Below are 1,202 nucleotides of genomic sequence, written 5' to 3' on the forward strand. Positions count from 1 at the left end.
TTTTGTGGTGCCGTCAGTATGGGTAACCCGCATGTGGTGACAGTAGTGGATGACGTGGATACCGCAGATGTGGACACTCTAGGTCCGCTGCTTGAATCACACGAACGCTTCCCTGAACGTGTGAACGCTGGCTTTATGCAAGTGGTGAGTCGTGACCATATTCGTCTTCGAGTTTACGAGCGCGGCGCAGGTGAAACACAAGCTTGTGGTAGCGGTGCATGTGGCGCGGTGGCTGTGGGTATTTTGCAAGGACTTTTGGATGAGAGTGTGAAAGTATCGCTACCTGGTGGTGAGCTGCATATTTCTTGGCAAGGCCCGGGCAAACCACTCTTTATGACAGGCCCTGCTACTCACGTATTTGATGGTCAACTGTCGTGCTAGTCAAAGAAAAAGGAAACGGTTTGTCTCAAGTTGAAGCTGACGCATTAACGGCAGAAGTGGTGGCTGAATACCTAAAAGATCACCCTGACTTTTTTGTTGAGCGCCCTGAGCTGGTGGATCGTCTGTCTTTTCCACATTCGGATTTAGGTACGGTTTCGTTGGTGCATATTCAAATGAATCGCCAGCGTCAGCGTATTGAAGAGCTTGAAGAAGAGATCACCACGTTAATGTCGCTTGCGGCAAACAACGATCGTACCTTCTACGAGTTCATGGATTTGCAGGGCTCGATTCTAAAGTGCGGTGACTTCAAGCAAGTTATTAGCGCGATAGAGCTAAAAGCCAAAGATCTCGGACTGCGTGCGTATGTTCGCTTGTTTAGCCAATGCGATGCATCGACGCAACTTAGCAAAGAACATTACCAGCGTTTTGCGACCAACCACCTAAATGGCAAAGAGGCTTATTTGGGCCGCTTGCGTAAAGTGGATCGTGAAGCGTTGTTTGGCAATATGGATGTGCCAGAAATGGGTTCCTATGTGGTACTGCCGCTGGTGAAGAAGCAGACGCTTGGCGTGCTTGCGTTTTCTAGCGAAGATGGCGGTCATTTCCAACCAGATATGGATACCTTGTTTTTGCGTCACCTATCCTTAGTAGTGGCACATCTTGCTCAAACATTGGTATGGCAAAGTTACGATGACGACAACTCCCAACACTCCTCTGCCAAATAGTCTTCAAAAGCCTCTTGAACGCTTCTACGAATTCTTGCGAAGCGAAAAGGGGCTCAGCTTGCACACTCAACGCAATTACAAGCAACAGTTGGAAAC

General features: G+C 48.6%; 3 protein-coding genes. All 3 read left to right on the forward strand.

What is annotated here, in order from left to right; genetic code table 11:
• Positions 1-381: diaminopimelate epimerase (gene dapF, locus R7127_RS26520; protein WP_318148715.1), on the forward strand; the 381-nt coding region annotated here is incomplete at its 5' end.
• A complete protein-coding gene (locus R7127_RS26525) occupies positions 375-1,106 on the forward strand; it encodes a DUF484 family protein (protein ID WP_020839837.1) in 732 nt (243 codons plus the stop codon). The genes dapF and R7127_RS26525, both read left to right, overlap by 7 nt.
• Positions 1,072-1,202, forward strand: a 131-nt coding sequence (locus R7127_RS26530) for a site-specific integrase (protein ID WP_318148716.1), incomplete at its 3' end; no start/stop codon positions are given. The genes R7127_RS26525 and R7127_RS26530, both read left to right, overlap by 35 nt.

The organism is Vibrio sp. 1159, assembly GCF_033340395.1.
Lineage (GTDB): Bacteria > Pseudomonadota > Gammaproteobacteria > Enterobacterales > Vibrionaceae > Vibrio > Vibrio alginolyticus.